This is a genomic window from Stappia sp. TSB10P1A (assembly GCF_900185725.1).
Taxonomy (GTDB): Bacteria; Pseudomonadota; Alphaproteobacteria; order Rhizobiales; family Stappiaceae; genus Stappia.
Genome location: NZ_FYAU01000032.1, coordinates 61944 through 77856, shown reverse-complemented (window position 1 = coordinate 77856; position 15913 = coordinate 61944). Strand labels below are relative to the sequence as shown.

Below are 15913 nucleotides of genomic sequence, written 5' to 3'. Positions count from 1 at the left end.
GCGGACCAAGGAGGGACGAATGAGCGACCGCGTCTTCAACGTGCTGTTCCTGTGCACCGGCAACTCGGCCCGGTCGATCCTCGCCGAGGCGATCCTCAATCGCGAGGGAATGGGGCGGTTCAAGGCCTTTTCCGCCGGCTCGCAGCCCAAGGGCGAGGTGCATCCGCAGGCGCTGGCCCTGCTCGAAAAGCTCAACCACGACACCGGCTTCGCCCGTTCCAAGAGCTGGGAGGAGTTCGCGCAGCCCGGCGCGCCGGTGATGGATTTCGTCTTCACCGTCTGCGACAACGCCGCCGGCGAGGCCTGCCCGGTGTGGCCCGGCCAGCCGATGACCGCCCATTGGGGCGTGCCGGACCCGGCGGCGGTCGAGGGGACGGCCATCGATCAGGCGCTCGCCTTCGCCGACACCTACCGCATGCTCGCCACCCGCATCTCGATCTTCACCGCTCTTCCGCTCGCCTCGCTCGACCGCATGACGCTGCAGTCGCGGCTCGGCGAGATCGGCCGCGATCTGCCCGAGGTGGGCTGAACCATGGGCTTCGATCTTCAGCGCCGCCTGGCGGCGGAAGCGCTCGGCACCGGCGTGCTGGTCGCGACCGTCGTCGGCTCGGGCATCATGGCCGATCGGCTGACGGGCGATGCGGCCCTTGCGCTGCTCGCCAACACGCTGCCGACCGGCGCGATCCTGGTGGTGCTGATCACCTGTCTCGGGCCGCTCTCCGGCGCGCATTTCAACCCGGCGGTGACGCTGGTCTTCGCGCTGCGGCGGGAGCTTGCGCCTGCGGAGGCGGCGGCCTATGCGCTCGCCCAGATCCTCGGCGGCGTTGCCGGCACGCTCGTCGCCCATGCGATGTTCGAACTGCCCCTGTTGCAGCTCTCGGCGACCATGCGCACCGGCCCGGCCCAGTGGCTGGCGGAAGGCGTCGCCACCTTCGGGCTGCTGCTGGCGATCCTTGCCGGCCTGCGCTTCCGGGCCGAGGCGGTGCCCTGGCTCGTCGGGCTCTACATCACCGCCGCCTACTGGTTCACCGCCTCCACCTCCTTCGCCAACCCGGCGGTGGCAGTGGCGCGCAGCCTCACCGATACGTTCGCCGGCATCCGCCCGGTGGATCTTCCCGCCTTCATTCTTGCCGAATGTCTCGGCGCGGCTCTTGCCTTCGCGCTGCTGCGGTGGCTTCTTGTCGAACGGGAGGCGAGGGGCGCTGCCCGGGTGGCCTGACGGGCCGTCCGCCGCGCCACGTCCTTCCGTTCGCCTGCCTCCCGCCTCGAGCCTCCCATCGCGGCGGCCATCCCTGAAAGGTCATCGCCGATGTCGCAGCGCCTCCTTGGCGGTGACGCGCCGCCGGCCGCAACCGGCTGGTTCATCACCGCGCTCGGCATCGCCCAGATCTGTTCCTGGGGCACGCTGTTCTACGGCTTTCCGCTGATCGCCGAGGCGATGCGCGCCGATCTCGGCTGGTCGAAGCCGGTGCTCTATGGCGCGGCGACGCTCGGCGTGGTGCTCGCCAGCCTTGCCGCCTATCCGGTCGGGGCGGCGATCGACCGCGGGCACGGGCGCTACATCATGGCGGGCGCCTCGGTGCTGGCCGGCCTGCTGCTGCTCGCCTGGTCGCAGGTGGAGGAGATCGCCGCCTTCTATGTGGTGCTCGCCGGGCTCGGCATGCTGCAGGCGGCAACGCTCTACGAGCCGGCCTTCGCCGTCGTTGCCCGCCGCGTCGGCCCGTTGCGGGCGCGCGGCGGCATCACCACGCTGACCCTGTGGGGGGGCTTTGCCAGCACCGTCTTCATCCCGATCATCCAGCTCCTGATCGAGACGCAGGGCTGGCGCGGGGCGCTGATGGTGATGGCCGCCGTCAACGGCCTCCTGTGCGCTGCGCTGTATTTCGCGGCGATCAACCCGGCGCGCGATGCGCCGGCACCCGTGCATGAGGACGGCAGCGCGCCGCTGTCGGGCCGCCATGCGGTGGCGGCGGCGATGCGCCGGCCGTCCTACTGGGGGCTGATGCTGGCCTGGGTCTCCTATTCGGCGGCGGTGTCCGCGCTGATCTATCATCTCTATCCGCTGCTGCTGGAGCGGGGGCTGGATGCGGCCGGGGTGGTCATGGTGATGACGGTGATCGGCCCGGCCCAGGTTGCCGCGCGCATCGCCATCCGCGTGCTGGCGCCGGGCGCGCCGGTGCGGCTGATCGGCTCGGCCGTGGTCGCCGTCTTTCCGCTCGCCATCGCCGCGCTTGCCTTCGCCCCGCCCTCGGTGCTGGTGATCGGCGCCATCGCCGCCCTCTATGGCGCGGCCAACGGCATGATCACCATCGTGCGCGGTCTCGCCGTGCCGGAAATGGTCAGCCGCGAGGCCTATGGTGCGGTCAACGGCTCGCTGATCGGGCCGATGAACCTGATGCGGGCGGGTGCCCCGCTTGCCGCCGCGCTGCTGTGGCAGGCGTCGGGCGGTTATGGCGCGGTGCTCGTCGCGGTCTTCGTCGGCGCGCTGGTCCTCTGCCTCGGCTTCTGGTTCGCCGCGCTCAAGGCCCCGCGCTGAAGCGCCTCACGTTTCGCTCCGCAGATCCTCGGCGAGAAAGTCGATCAGCGCGCGCACCTTCGGCAGCAGGTAGCGGCGCGAGGGATAGACCGCATAGACCTGCGTGTCCGCCGGCGCCCAGCCGTCCAGCACCGTCTCCAGCCGTCCGGCGGCGATGTCCTCGCGCACATAAGACGCCGGGATCAGCGACAGGCCGTAGCCGTCCAGCAGTGCCTCGCGCACGGCAAGGCTGGTCGACGCCCGGTAGCGGCTTGTCACCGGCAGCGTCACCCGTTCGCCCTCCCGCTCCAGCGCCCATTCGCTGGCATTGCCCGACAGCGAGAACTGCACGATCCGGTGGCTCGCGAGCTCTTCCGGACGGTGTGGCCGGCCGGCCCCGTCGAAATAGCTTGGGGCGCCACAGATCACATGGCGCATCGCCATCAGCCGGCGGGCGACCAGGCTGGTGTCCTCCAGCTTCGCCGTGCCGCGGATGGCGACGTCGAAGCCGTCCTTGACGAGATCGACCCGCCGGTCGTCCAGATGCAGGTCGATCTCCACGTCGGGATAGGCCTGCATGAAGGCGGTGATCGTGCGCGACAGGCGGGTGAGGGTGAGCGAGATCGGCGCCGCCACCCGCAACAGCCCGCTCGGCCGGTGGCGCAGCGGCTGCATCGAACCGTCGGCCTCGGTCAGGTCGTCGAGGATGCGCGCCACCTGTTCATGGTAGAGCCGGCCCGGCTCGGTCAGGCTCATGCGCCGCGTCGTGCGGTTGAGCAGGCGCACGCCGAGATGCGCCTCCAACTCGCCGATATTCTTGCTGATCGCCGCCGGCGACAGCGACAGGCTACGCGCGGCACCGGCGAAGGAGCCCTCGTCGACCACCCGGCGGAAGACGCGAAGCGCGGTGAGTTGATCCATTATTGTTCACTTATGGTTGCGAGTGATCGGATAAATAGCCGGATTATCGCGAAACGGGAACGGGAATATCTCTTGGGCACCGACGGGAGCACGGGCTCCCGGCCCACTCACGGAGAGATCCTCGTCATGACCGCCACCGCTACCGCCACCGACATCGACACCCTTCTGGAAGGTCGCGTCTCGACCAATCGGTTCGACCCCGACGCCCGTCTCGCCCGCGCGCAGATCGAGGATCTGATCCGGCTCGCCACCCGCGCGCCGAGCGCCTACAACCTGCAGAACTGGCGCTTCATCGCCGTCGCCTCGCCGGAAGCCAAGGCGCGGCTGCGCGCGGCGTCCTATGATCAGGCCAAGGTGTCGGAGGCCGCCGTCACCTTCATCATCGTCGGCAGCCATCCGGACGCGGCAAGCCTCGGCGACCGGCTGCGCCCCTCCGTCGAGGCCGGGTTCATGCCCGCCGACATGGCCGCCGGCTGGGTCGATGCGGTGGCCGGCACCTATGGCGCGGACCCGGTCGCCGCGCGCGACGAGGCCGTGCGCTCGGCGACCCTTGCCGCCTCCTTTCTGATGCTGGCGGCGGCCGCCAGGGGGCTTGCCAGCGGGCCGATGGTCGGCTTCGAGCCGGCAAAGGTCACGGCCGGGTTCGGCCTGACGGACGGCGAGGTGCCGGTGATGCTGCTGGCCGTCGGCCCGGCCGCGCCCGGCAACTGGCCGCAGAAGCCGCGCCGCCCGCTCCCCGAGGTGCTCTCGCACGCCTGACCTTGCCGGGCGAGGGGGCTTGTCTGCCCCTGCCGCTCCCGCCAAGATCGCCGGGCGGCGCGCCTGTCGCCCGGCCCGTTCCCGCCTTCCTCAAACGAGGCCGCCATGTTCCGCGCTTCCGACCTGCTGCTGACCGCGCTCGCCCCGATCGTCTGGGGCAGCACCTATATCGTCACCACCGAGCTGCTGCCGCCCGGCCATCCGGTCTTCGTCTCCGCCGCCCGGGTCCTGCCGGCCGGCCTGTTGCTGCTGCTGATCGTGCGCCAGTTGCCGCGCGGGCAGTGGATCTGGCGATCCTTCGTGCTCGGCGCGCTGAACTTCGCCATCTTCATGGTGCTGCTGTTCATCGCCGCCTACCGGCTGCCCGGCGGCATCGCCGCCACCGTGGGCGCGGTGCAGCCGCTCATCGTCATCTTCGTGGCGGCCATGCTGCTTGGCAGCGTCATTCGTCCGCTCGCGGTTCTCGCCGCCCTTGCCGGGCTGTGCGGGGTGGCCCTGCTGGTGCTGCGCAACGAGGCGGTGCTCGATGCGGTGGGCATCGCGGCAGCGCTGGGTGGGGCGGTCTCGATGGCCTTCGGCACGGTGCTGACCCGCCGCTGGCAACCGCCGGTCTCACCGCTCATCTTCGCGGCCTTGCAGCTTCTCGCCGGCGGCGTGCTGCTGGTGGTGATGGCGCTGTTGCTGGAGCCGCTGCCGCCTGCGCCGAGCGCGCGCAACATGGCGGGCTTCCTCTATATGAGCCTGTCCAGCGCGCTCACCTATGTCCTGTGGTTTCGCGGCATTTCGCGGCTGGAGCCCTCGGCGGTCGCCTCGCTCGGCTTCCTCAGCCCGACCACCGCCGTGCTGCTCGGCTGGGGGCTGCTCGGCCAGGCGCTGGCGCCGTCGCAGATCGCCGGGGTGTGTCTCGTTCTTGCAGGGGTCTGGGCGGCGCAGAGGGCGGTGCGGCGGGCGCCGGCACGCGGGCCTGCCCCGGCCTGACGGGAAGACGGAAAGAAGACGGCGGGTTCAGTCCGCCGTCTCGTCGTCCTCGCGCAGGAACTGCACGCCGATCTCGGTCGCCGTGCGCCAGCGCACCAGGGCGGCGACGGCGATCTCCTCGTTGACGATGCGCAGTTCGAACCGGTCGGGAATCTCGGCAGTGCTCGGCAGTTTCAGCAGGGCGCCATCGTCCGACAGGTTGCGGACGCGGCATTCATGCACCTTCGCCCCGTCGTCGAGGACGATCCGGCCGCTTTTCAGGGTGCGGTGGCGCGGACTGCTCCGCCTGTCGCGAATCGGCATCTCATCCCACCTCCAGGCGCGCGAACTATGAGCCCACCTGCAGTGATTCTCCAAGCCGGTTGCGGCTTGAATTGGTCCGCAATCGGGTTTTTTGCGGATCGGGCGGTCTGACGGCCCGTCGCCGGGCGACCGTCGCATTCCTGCAACAGTCGCGTCGCCTCCCGGCGGCTTGGCCCTGTGCCGCTTGACCACGCCGCGCGGGCGGTCAACCCTGCGCCGGAAAGAGGGAGATTCCAACGCCATGACCCTGCTCGTTCTGGGACTCGTCGTGTTCTTCGGCGTCCACCTGCTGCCGATGATGACCGGCCTGCGGGAGCGCCTGCGCGCCCGGTTCGGAGCGGGCACCTACCGGATCCTGTTCAGCATCGGCTCCATCGTCGGCTTCGTGCTGCTGGTCTATGGCTATGGCGCGGCGCGGGCGGAAGGCCCGGCGATCCTGTATTATCCGCCGGTCTGGCTGCGCCACCTGACCGCGCTGCTGATGCTGCCGGTCTTCGTGCTGCTGGTCGCCTCCGGCGGGCCGATCGGGCGGATCAAGATGGTGGTCAAGCACCCGATGGTGCTGGCGGTGAAGATCTGGGCCGTCTCGCATCTGCTGGCCAATGGCGATGCCGCCTCGGTCCTGCTGTTCGGCTCGTTCCTCGTCTGGGCGGTGGTCGACCGGATCTCGCTGAAGCGGCGCCCGGCGACGCTGGGCGGAGCGACGGCCGGCGTACCGTCGCTGGCCAGCGACATCGTCGCCATCGCGGTCGGCCTCGGCCTCTACATCGCCTTCGTGCTGTTCCTGCATGAATGGCTGATCGGCGTGCCCATCTTCTAAGGACAGCCGCCGTCCGGCAGCCAGGGGGCGCGGCGGGCGCGCGCCGGGGCGGACCCGCCGCCTGCCTCACTTGCGCCATGAAGACGCGCAAGGGGAGGGACGCAGAGCCGTCTCCGGCCGTCGTTCCGGGCTCCTGCCGCGCAACCCGTGTCGTTTGCCAGCAGAAGGGCAAATGGATATGGTGGCGCCGCGCCGCGCCGGCAGACCGGGCGGCGTATTGCTCAAGTATCGGGAATTCGCAGCGTATGTCCGACATTTTTCGCGAGGTCGACGAGGAGATCAGGCACGAGCGCTACAAGCGCCTGTGGAACCGTTTCGGCACCTACCTGATCGCCATTGCCGTCCTCATCGTCGCCGGCACGGCCGCCTGGCGCGGCTGGGTCTACTGGCAGCAGACCGCGGGGCGCGAGGCGGGCGACGTCTATGTCTCGGCGGCGCGGCTGGCCGACCAGGGCAGTTTCGCCGAGGCCGAGGCGCGGCTGGCGGAGCTTGCCCGCGGTCCCGGCGGCTATCCGCAACTGGCCGCCATGCGCGCGGCGGCGCTGAAGGCGCAGGCGGGCGATGCGGCCGGCGCCATCGCCGCCTTCGACCAGATCGCCGACGACGGGCGTTCGGAGCGGCTGCTGCGCGACATCGCCCGGCTGCGCGCCGGCTATCTCGCCCTCGACCTTGAAGATCACGCCGGCGCCACCAGCCGGCTCGAAGCCCTTGCCGGCGACGACAACGGCTGGCGCTTCCTTGCGCGCGAGGCGCTGGTGCTGTCGGCCTGGAAGCAGGGCGACACGGCCGCCGCGCGCCGCTGGATCGGCGGCATCGTCGAGCAGGAAGGCGTGCCGGGCGACGTCGCCTCGCGGGCCCGCACCCTGCGCGACCTGATCGACGCCGCCGAAGGCAAGCCGGCCGGGGAGGGGTCGTGATGACCGTCTGCCCGAGCCTTCGCCCCACATCTTTCCGGAGGTCCCGGATGACGTTTACCACCGTCCTGCGCGCGGCGACCCTGTCGCTGGCGGCGCTGGCGCTGGCCGGCTGTGAGACGGTCGCCGACCTCAACCCATTCTCGAAGGACACGGTGCTGCCGGGCGAGCGGCAGGCGCTGTTCGACACCACGCTTCCGGGCACCGAGAGCGGCGGCCGCGCCGCCAGCATCGGCGCGGCGAGCGGCGTCGAGTGGCGCCAGGGCGGCGGTGATGCCGCCAACAATTCCGGCAATGTCGCGGCCAATGTCACCGGCGGGCGCGCCTGGCGCGCCTCGATCGGCAGCTCCGGCGGCGGCATGTTCTCCGGCAATGTGCGCATTGCCGCGCGCCCCGTTTCGGCCAATGGCCGGATCTTCGTCTACAACCAGAATGGCGAGGTCACGGCGCTGTCGACCAATGGCGGCCGCCTGTGGAGCCGTTCGCTGCGGCCCGAGGGCGAGAGCGGCGTGGCGTCGGGCGGCGGCGTCGCCGCCGAGGGCGGCCGCGTCTTCGTCGCCACCGGCTACAGCCAGCTCGTGGCGCTCGATGCCGGCTCCGGCGCGGTGCTGTGGACCAAGGACATCAACGCGCCGGCCCGTCAGGCACCGGCCGCGGCCGGCGGCCTCGTCGTCGCCGTCACCCAGACCGGCGAGGTCCATGCGGCCTCGCAGGATGACGGCGCCGAGCGCTGGACCTATACCGGCATCGCCGAGAACAGCGGCCTGCTCGCCTTCGCCAATCCGGCGATTTCCGGCGGCACCGTCATCGTGCCCTTCACCTCCGGCGAGGTGATGGCGCTCGACATGAAGAACGGCGAGCCGAAATGGGTCGAGGGCGTCACCCGCTCCTATCGCACCCGCGCCGTCTCCGGCTTCTCGGATGTCGCGGCGAGCCCGGTGGTCAATGGCGACATGGTCTTCGCCTCCGGCGTTTCCGGCCGTCTGGTCGCCTCGCGTCTGCGCACCGGCGAGCGGGTATGGGAGCAGGATGTCGGCTCGCTGCACACGCCGATCGTCTCCGGCGGCAGCGTCTTCCTGATCGACATCGAGGACCGCATCGTCGCGTTGGAGCGCTCCACCGGCAAGCCGCTGTGGCGCACCGTGCTGCCCAATGTCGAGGGCAAGAAGAAGAGCCGCATCAACTGGGCCGGACCGGTGCTCGCCAATGGCGTGCTGGTCGCGGTGTCGAGCGATGGCCGCATGGCGCGGGTGGATGCGGCCTCCGGCCGGATCCTCGGCACCTCGTCGACCTCGGAAAACATCTATGTGACGCCGATCGTCGCCGGCGACCGGCTGGTGACGATCACCGCCAAGGGCGACGTCGTCGCGTTCAACTGACGGGGCGCCGGCGCTCCCGCCGGCCCGCTCCCGCGTTTCCCGCATCCCGCGCCGTGCCGGCGCGGGATGCTTCATTTGATCCGGGCCCTCGGCGGGTGTATTCCGCCGGGGCCTTCGCCATTTCCGGGGTTACAGGACGTGCCTGCCAAGATCGCCATCATCGGACGCCCGAACGTCGGCAAGTCCACCCTCTTCAACCGTCTCGTCGGCAAGCGGCTGGCGCTGGTCGACGACACGCCGGGCGTGACCCGCGACCGCCGGCCGGGCGATGCCCGTCTCGGCGACCTGCGCTTCACCATTCTCGACACCGCCGGCCTCGATGAAGCCGACGCCGCCAGCCTGGAGGGGCGCATGCGCGCCCAGACCGAGGAGGCGATCGCCGATGCCGATGCGGTGCTCTTCGTCGTCGACGCGCGCGCCGGGGTGACGCCGAGCGACAGCCATTTCGCCAACCTGCTGCGCCGCGCCGACAAGCCGGTGATCCTGATCGCCAACAAGGCGGAGGGGCGCTCGGGCGAAAGCGGGCTCTACGAGGCGTTCGGCCTCGGCTTCGGCGAGCCGGTGGCGATGTCGGCCGAGCACGGCGAGGGCCTTGCCGATCTCTACCAGGCGCTGCGGCCGGTGGTCGACGCGGTCGAGGAGCGCGAGGCCGCCGCCGCCGATGCTGAGGTGCGCGCCGCCGAGGCGGCGCTGGCGCCGGCCGAAGTCGCCGAGACCGATGTCGATCTCGCCACCGACGAGGATGGCGAGGTGGTGGAGGAAGAGGACAAGGGCCCGGCCGCCGGCAGCGCCCAGCGTCCCTTGCGCGTGGCCGTCGTCGGCCGTCCCAATGCCGGCAAGTCGACGCTGATCAACCGCTTCCTGGGGGAAGAGCGGCTGCTGACCGGCCCGGAGGCCGGCATCACCCGCGATTCCATCTCCGTCGACTGGGTCTGGCGCGACCGGCACGTCAAGATGTTCGACACCGCCGGCATCCGCCGCAAGGCGCGGGTGCAGGAGAAGCTGGAAAAGCTCTCCGTCGCCGACGCGCTGCGGGCGATCAAGTTCGCCGAGGTGGTGATCGTCACGCTGGACGCGACCATTCCCTTCGAGAAGCAGGACCTGCAGATCATCGATCTGGTCGCCCGCGAGGGCCGCGCCCTCGTCATCGCCATCAACAAGTGGGACCTGATCGAGGACCGCGCCGAGGCGATGCAGCGCATCTCCGATGCCTCGGAGCGCTATCTCAACCAGATCCGCGGCGTGCGCATCGTCACCCTGTCGGGCCTGCACGGGCGCGGCCTCGACAAGCTGATGGAGGCCGCCTTCCAGGCCTATGACATGTGGAACCGGCGCGTCTCCACCTCCCGGCTCAACCGCTGGCTCGACGGCGTTCTCGTCCACCATCCGCCTCCGGCGGTGGCCGGCCGGCGCATCAAGCTGCGCTACGTCACCCAGGTGAAGGCGCGCCCGCCGCATTTCGTCGTCTTCTGCTCGCGCCCCGAGGTGCTGCCGGAAAGCTACACGCGCTACCTCGTCAACGGCTTGCGCGAGACGTTCAACATGCCCGGCACGCCGATCCGCCTCAGCTACCGCAAGGGCGACAACCCCTATGCGGCGAAGGCGAAGAAGCGCAAGATCCACTGACGCCGGATCGCGGCATCCGGATCGCCGGCTGCATCACGAAGTTGCGGCTGCATCTTCCATTGCGTGTCCGGGCGACCCAAATAAGCGCCAGTGCGCGGGGGCGGCCTGCGCACGACCCGTTGCCCGTGCCGTGCGGCGCGGGGACAGCCATCGGCATTGCGGAGACCGGCGACGACAGGCCGGAGGGGTGAGAACATGACAATCAGCGCAAGTCTGGTCGCCGCCGAGGTCATGGAATGGCTGCATGGCGACGCGGTGCGGGTCGAGGAGATCTCGGTGCTGATCGAGATGCTGGCGCTGCGCCTCAACGAGGCCGGCGTGCGCATCGACCGGGTGGTGACCGGCATCACCGTGCTGCATCCCAACGTGCGCACGGAAGGCGTCACCTGGACCCCCGAGAAGGGGCTCGAGCTGCGCCGCTACATGGAAACGCCCGAGAGCCTCAAGGCCTATGACAACAGCCCGTTCAAGGTGGTGTTCTCCGAGCGCCGCAGTGTTCGCATCCGCCTTGCCGCGGGCGGCGAGCTGCCGGACTACGGCATCGTGCCGGAGCTGCTGGAGGCCGGCTATACCGACTATCTCGCGCTGCCGCTGCCGTTTTCCGACGGGTCGGTGAAGGGCGTCACCTTCGCCACCCGCCGCGCCGGCGGCTTCACCGGCGCGCAGATCTCGCTGCTGGAGACCATCGCCCGGCCGCTGGGGCTGTTGTGCGAGCTCTACACTTTGAAGCGCATGAGCCAGACCCTGCTCGACACCTATGTCGGCCGGCGCGCCGGCGCGCGGGTCCTGGCCGGCACGGTGACGCGCGGCGACGGCGAGACGATCTCCGCCGTGGTCGGCTTCTTCGACCTGCGCGGCTTCACCGAACTCTCCAACGCCCTTCCCGGCGACAAGCTGATCAAGCTGCTCAACGCCTATTTCGACGCGGTCACCCGCGCGGTCGAGGCGCATGACGGCGAGGTGCTGAAGTTCATCGGCGACGAGGTGATGGCCGTCTTCCCCTATGGCTGCGACGACAGCGCCCGCACCGCCGCGCGCCAGGCGCTGCTGGCGGCGCGCGAGGCGAGCGCGGCGATCGCCGAGATGAACCGCGACTGCTGCGACGAGAAGCCGCCGCTGCGCGTCGGCATTGCCCTGCATGCGGGCGACGTGTTCTTCGGCAATGTCGGGGCCGAGGCACGGCTCGATTTCACGGTGGTCGGGCCGGTGGTCAACCTGGCCTCGCGCATCGCCGGGCTGACCCGCGACCTGGAGCAGGACATTCTCGTATCCGAGGCCATCGCCGACCTGATGGGCTGCCACGCCGGTGCCCTCGGCCGCTACCGGGTGAAGGGGTTCGAGGCGCCGGTGTCGGTGTTCATGCCGCCGGCCGGCTCGATCGGCGCCGACGGGAGCTGGTGCAGCGAGGCGGCCAGCGCCCTTGCTCGCGAGGCGAACTGACGGCGCACCAGCACGCAGACGACGAAGAACGTCGTCGCCATGAAGACGCGCGGGTCGATGAACCAGCCGAGATAGCCGACCGAGAAGAAGAAGGCCCGCTGGCCGCGGTTGAAGTGGGTGCCGGCGAGCACCATGATCCCGGCGGCGCGCTCGGCGAAGGCGTCGCGGTGCTCCCGCGGCGCGTTTTCCTCCGGCATCGCGCCCATCAGGATCGTCGCGTAGTTGAACAGGCGATAGGCCCAGCCGAACTTGAAGAAGGCATAGGCATAGATCAGCGTCAGGCCGATCACCTTCAGCTCCCAGACGGCCGGGCTGCCGCCGCCCTTCAGGCCGAGGTCGCTCATCATCTTCAGGATCGATTCGGTCGAGGTCAGCAGCGCGAAGCAGCCGCCGATCGCCAGCAGCGAGGTGGAGGCGAAAAAGCCGGTGCCCTGCTGCAGGCCGGCGGCGATGCCGACATCCATGATCCGCACCGGGCGGCGGCTCATCATCTCCATCCAGCCGCGCCGGTGCAGGTTCATCTGGTGCGACAGCGTGCGCGTCTTCAGCGGCGACAGTTCGACGACGACGTTGAAGCCGAGCCAGGCAGCGACGAACCAGGCCAGCGCCGCCAGATCCGTTCCGGCCAGATCGATCATGATGCGGGGTCCTCGCGCTTTCCCTTGCGTTGCCGGTGAAGTCTGACCTCGCATGCAGCGCCGATCAACTGCGCCGGTGCGGTGGTCCACTGCTGGCGGCGCGGGCGGACCCGATCCCGGCTTGCCGCAGATCGCAGTGGGGCGCGGCCGGCGCGCTGGCTGCGTGTTTTACCGTATTTCCAGCCCGCGTTTTCGTGACGTTTTCTACGTAAGGTTGGGCATGTTACTTTCCAAGTTAATTATTTTTAAAATCGTCCGCTCTTATGCTTTCAGGGTTAGTCTAGGGAGCACGACACATAATGTTCGGCAGCGGAAAGAAGGCGCTTATCGAGGCGATCGGCCGGTCTCAGGCGATCATCGAGTTCACGCCGGATGGCACGATCCTCGATGCCAACGAGAATTTCCTGAAAACCGTCGGCTATCGGCTCGACGAGATCCGCGGCAAGCACCACAGCCTGTTCGTCAGGCCGCAGGACCGCGAGAGCGCCGAGTACCGCGCGTTCTGGGCGGGGCTGGCGCGCGGCCAGGCGCTGTCCGGAGAGTTCCGCCGCACGGGCAAGGAGGGGCGCGACATCTGGTTGCAGGCGTCCTACAACCCGGTCCTCGGCCGGGCGGGGCGCATCGTCCGGGTGGTCAAGGTCGCCGCCGACATCACCGAGGCCAAGCGCCGCGCCATCGAGACGGCCGGCGAAATCGCGGCGATCCGCCGCTCCCAGGCAGTGATCAGCTTTGCCATGGATGGCACCATCCTTGAGGCGAACGACAACTTTCTCAAGACGATGGGCTACCGGCTCGACGAGATCGTCGGCCGCAATCACAGCCTGTTCGTCGGCGAGGACCAGGCGCGCAGCGCCGAGTATCGGCGGTTCTGGGACGAGTTGAGGGCCGGACGGTTCCAGTCGAACGAGTACCGGCGGCTCGGCAAGGGCGGCAAGGAGGTGTGGATCCAGGGCACCTACAATCCGATCCTCGACGAGGACGGCAAGCCGGTGAAGGTGGTCAAGTTCGCCACCGATCGCACGGAGCAGGTCTCCCTGCGCAGGCACCGGGAGGCTGTGCAGAAGCAGATCGACGCGGATCTGGATTCGGTTGCCGCCGCCATCGCCCAGGCGAGCGGGCGGGCGGTCGATGCCTCCGCCTCCTCGCTGCAGGCGTCCGGCAATGTCCAGGCGGTCGCCTCGGCGACGGAGGAACTGGTCGCCTCGATCAGCGAGATCACCCGGCAGGTCAACCAGGCCATGCAGGTGGCGGGCCGGGCGGTGGACGAGGCGCGCGAGTCCTCCGCCGTGATGAGCGAACTGGCGGCGAATGCCGGAAAGATCGGCGAGGTGCTGGAACTGATCGACAGCATCGCGGCGCAGACCAACCTGCTGGCGCTCAACGCGACCATCGAGGCGGCGCGCGCGGGCGAGGCCGGCAGGGGCTTTGCCGTCGTCGCGGGCGAGGTCAAGAGCCTTGCGGCGCAGACCTCGAAGGCGACCGAGGATATCAGTGCGCGCATCGCCCTGGTGCAGGGGTCGTCGTCGCAGGCGGAAGGCTCGATCCGGTCGATCATGACGATCATCGAGGAGATCAGCGACATTTCGTCGAGCGTCGCCACGGCGATCGAGGAGCAGTCGATCGTCACCCGCGACATTTCGAGCAACATGCAGCAGGCCCATGCGGGCGTCGCGGCGATCAGTTCCAACATGCAGTCGCTGTCGCAGGAGACCGAGCGGGTCGAGCAGGCGACGGTGAAGGTGCGCGAGGCCTCCCGCTCGATCGCGTGAGGCGGCCGGCGGGCCGGTCCGTTCGCGGCCGGCCCCGGCACTTGTCCCCGTTGGCTGCATGTCTCATCGACTGTTTGTCTGCGCCGGCGCTTATCCCCGTTTTCGGCGGCGGCGCCGGGTTGCGATTTCGAGACGGGAGTCTCGAAATTTCTCAAAATTTGAGACGGATTTCGGCGAATTTTGAGAGGCTCGTCGCAATTTTCCGGCGCGGTTTCTCGCAAAAATCCCGAGAGGATTGGGGCGGTTCATCGAACTGTCATGCGTGACGTGCAGGTCAGCTTGTCCTTTTTTTGCGCTTGCGAAATTATTGCCAAATCGTTAAATGCCGCCTCGGACCGAACGTGAGCGCGGGGGGCAAACACGCGCCGCAACACTCGGACAACAAGGAACTTCATGGACGAACAGGTTCAGAAATCCTGTTGGGGCGTAACGGCTTGGGTCGTTCTCCTGGCGGGTGGCGCACTTGCGCTGATGTATGTGTTCGGCGGGGATGTCACGCCCGCGACGGTGGCCATCGTCCAATAGGACATGCTGCGCCCGCGAAGGCGGAGGCGCCGGACGGCCACATGAACTGCGAAAATCAAACTGCAGAAATTGCCAGGGGCGCGGAGACATCCGCGCCCTTTCGCGTTTTCCGACGATGCTTTCGCGCCGCCACGCGCGGGGACAGGGCTTGTCATTTGCGCAGGGCCCGGCAAACAATGGCGGCCTTGCCGGCGGGCGGCCGGACTGCGGGGAGAGCGCGATGACGGGACGGATCATCAGGGGATACAAGGCCTTGCTCGCCGAGGCCGAAGCCGTGGTCGAGACCCTGGAGGTCGGCGCGGCGGTGGCGCTGCATGGCGATCCAGGCACCGTCTTCGTGGATATCCGCGACATCCGCGAATTGGAGCGCGAGGGCCGTATCCCCGGCGCGGTGCATGCGCCGCGCGGCATGCTGGAGTTCTGGATCGACCCGGAGAGCCCCTATTTCAAGCCGGTCTTCGGCGAGGACAAGCGCTTCGTCTTCTTCTGTGCCGCCGGCTGGCGCTCGGCGCTGGCGACCCGCGCGGTGCAGGAGATGGGGCTGGCCCCGGTCGCCCATGTCGGCGGGGGATTTTCCGCCTGGCGGGAGGCGGGCGGCCCGGTCGAGCTTCCCGGCAGCGCCCCCAAACAGGCAGCCGCATCAATCGGCTAGCGTCTCGACGCCGGGATAGGAGCGGGGCATGCCCGGCGCGCGCGGCCGGGAGCGCGGGGTGAGGGTCTGAAACATCATCTGCCGCAGCACCGGCACCCCGGAGGGGGCGCTGGACAGCAGGCCGCCATAGCTTTCCGGGCTCGTCTCGAAGAGGACAAGCGTTACCGGGCCAAGGTCCGGCCAGATCACCTCGGCGCCCCAGGTGGGCACATCGGCCGCCGTGGCCTGGCCGGACAGGGCGATCGCGTCGTCGCGCGACAGCGCCGTGCCCGTGCCCTGCGGCCAGTCTATGCGCGCGAGCCCGTCCGGAATCTTCCACAATTTCAACCGTGTACCGATGTCGAGCAGCAGGTTCTCGCCGGTCTTGCACAGTGAGATATGGACGATGCGCTGGTCGAGTTCACCCGGTGTCGCCGTGACCCCGTCGGGCGTGCGGGTCAGCACCGCGGTGTTGGTGACGCGGAACGCCTGGGCGTCGGCGGCGGCGGGGACAGGTTTCGCCAGCGCCGCCGTCAGCGACACCATCAGGGAGAGGGCGGCAAGGAGCGCGTAGCCGACCGAAGCCGGTCTGGAGGCTTGCAACGAAACGGCGATCATCGGACCTTGTCGGGACGGGAGGGTGCGGGGAGTAAGTGACGAGTCTAGCCCTGTCAGATTTACGAAGGATTACGTTA

The 15913-nt window shown here is 69.2% G+C and carries 15 protein-coding genes and 1 pseudogene; 12 read left to right on the top strand and 4 right to left on the bottom strand.

The features are described from left to right. Positions 1 to 19: 19 nt before the first annotated feature. The 3 genes from TSB10P1A_RS16790 (at position 20) to TSB10P1A_RS16780 (ending at position 2536) form a co-directional block, all read left to right on the top strand. Positions 20 to 529 (top strand): arsenate reductase ArsC, encoded by a 510-nt coding sequence (locus TSB10P1A_RS16790; RefSeq protein ID WP_186389098.1) that lies wholly within the window; start codon positions 20 to 22, stop codon positions 527 to 529. Between the two features lie 3 nt (positions 530 to 532). Further along, a complete protein-coding gene (locus TSB10P1A_RS16785) occupies positions 533 to 1219 on the top strand; it encodes an MIP/aquaporin family protein (protein ID WP_186389097.1) in 687 nt (228 codons plus the stop codon). Between the two features lie 90 nt (positions 1220 to 1309). Continuing rightward, the gene (locus TSB10P1A_RS16780) at positions 1310 to 2536 is read left to right on the top strand and encodes an MFS transporter (RefSeq protein WP_186389096.1); all 1227 of its coding nucleotides are present in this window, start codon (positions 1310 to 1312) and stop codon (positions 2534 to 2536) included. A gap of 6 nt (positions 2537 to 2542) precedes the next feature. Here TSB10P1A_RS16780 and TSB10P1A_RS16775 read toward each other — a convergent pair whose 3' ends face one another. Beyond that, positions 2543 to 3436, bottom strand: a complete 894-nt coding sequence (locus TSB10P1A_RS16775) for a LysR family transcriptional regulator (protein ID WP_186389095.1) — start codon at positions 3434 to 3436, stop codon at positions 2543 to 2545. Positions 3437 to 3562: 126 nt separating this feature from the next. On the opposite strand from TSB10P1A_RS16775, the gene TSB10P1A_RS16770 reads away from it, so the two are divergent. Continuing rightward, positions 3563 to 4195 carry a nitroreductase family protein gene (locus tag TSB10P1A_RS16770; RefSeq protein ID WP_186389094.1) on the top strand — a complete coding sequence of 211 codons (633 nt, stop codon included), beginning with the start codon at positions 3563 to 3565 and terminating at the stop codon, positions 4193 to 4195. A 105-nt stretch (positions 4196 to 4300) separates the two neighbouring features. Further along, positions 4301 to 5173 carry an EamA family transporter gene (locus tag TSB10P1A_RS16765; RefSeq protein ID WP_186389093.1) on the top strand — a complete coding sequence of 291 codons (873 nt, stop codon included), beginning with the start codon at positions 4301 to 4303 and terminating at the stop codon, positions 5171 to 5173. 27 nt (positions 5174 to 5200) lie between these two features. Here the strand turns inward: TSB10P1A_RS16765 and TSB10P1A_RS16760 are convergent, their stop codons facing one another. Next, positions 5201 to 5476, bottom strand: a complete 276-nt coding sequence (locus tag TSB10P1A_RS16760) for a PilZ domain-containing protein (protein ID WP_186389092.1) — start codon at positions 5474 to 5476, stop codon at positions 5201 to 5203. A gap of 241 nt (positions 5477 to 5717) precedes the next feature. On the opposite strand from TSB10P1A_RS16760, the gene TSB10P1A_RS16755 reads away from it, so the two are divergent. The 5 genes and pseudogenes from TSB10P1A_RS16755 to TSB10P1A_RS24000 all read left to right on the top strand — a co-directional run. Beyond that, entirely contained in the window at positions 5718 to 6296 is a 579-nt protein-coding gene (locus TSB10P1A_RS16755) for an NnrU family protein (RefSeq protein ID WP_186389091.1), read from the top strand. Positions 6297 to 6541: 245 nt separating this feature from the next. Next, on the top strand, positions 6542 to 7213 hold the full coding sequence (locus tag TSB10P1A_RS16750; RefSeq protein WP_186389090.1) for a tetratricopeptide repeat protein: 672 nt from the start codon (positions 6542 to 6544) through the stop codon (positions 7211 to 7213). A 47-nt stretch (positions 7214 to 7260) separates the two neighbouring features. Next, on the top strand, positions 7261 to 8589 hold the full coding sequence (locus TSB10P1A_RS16745; protein ID WP_186389089.1) for a PQQ-binding-like beta-propeller repeat protein: 1329 nt from the start codon (positions 7261 to 7263) through the stop codon (positions 8587 to 8589). Positions 8590 to 8727: 138 nt separating this feature from the next. Beyond that, positions 8728 to 10215, top strand: a complete 1488-nt coding sequence (gene der / locus TSB10P1A_RS16740) for a ribosome biogenesis GTPase Der (protein WP_186389088.1) — start codon at positions 8728 to 8730, stop codon at positions 10213 to 10215. Between the two features lie 195 nt (positions 10216 to 10410). Then, a pseudogene (locus TSB10P1A_RS24000) lies at positions 10411 to 11490 on the top strand (adenylate/guanylate cyclase domain-containing protein); the annotation flags it as partial. A 44-nt stretch (positions 11491 to 11534) separates the two neighbouring features. On the opposite strand, the gene TSB10P1A_RS16735 reads toward TSB10P1A_RS24000, so the two are convergent. Then, positions 11535 to 12293 carry a DUF599 domain-containing protein gene (locus TSB10P1A_RS16735; protein WP_186389087.1) on the bottom strand — a complete coding sequence of 253 codons (759 nt, stop codon included), beginning with the start codon at positions 12291 to 12293 and terminating at the stop codon, positions 11535 to 11537. Between the two features lie 299 nt (positions 12294 to 12592). Here TSB10P1A_RS16735 and TSB10P1A_RS16730 point away from each other — a divergent pair, with 299 nt between their 5' ends. Beyond that, the gene (locus tag TSB10P1A_RS16730) at positions 12593 to 14062 is read left to right on the top strand and encodes a PAS domain-containing protein (protein ID WP_186389086.1); all 1470 of its coding nucleotides are present in this window, start codon (positions 12593 to 12595) and stop codon (positions 14060 to 14062) included. A 745-nt stretch (positions 14063 to 14807) separates the two neighbouring features. Next, on the top strand, positions 14808 to 15239 hold the full coding sequence (locus TSB10P1A_RS16725; RefSeq protein ID WP_186389085.1) for a rhodanese-like domain-containing protein: 432 nt from the start codon (positions 14808 to 14810) through the stop codon (positions 15237 to 15239). Here TSB10P1A_RS16725 and TSB10P1A_RS16720 read toward each other — a convergent pair. After that, on the bottom strand, positions 15228 to 15836 hold the full coding sequence (locus TSB10P1A_RS16720) for a hypothetical protein (protein WP_186389084.1): 609 nt from the start codon (positions 15834 to 15836) through the stop codon (positions 15228 to 15230). The genes TSB10P1A_RS16725 and TSB10P1A_RS16720 overlap by 12 nt on opposite strands. Positions 15837 to 15913 lie beyond the last annotated feature (77 nt).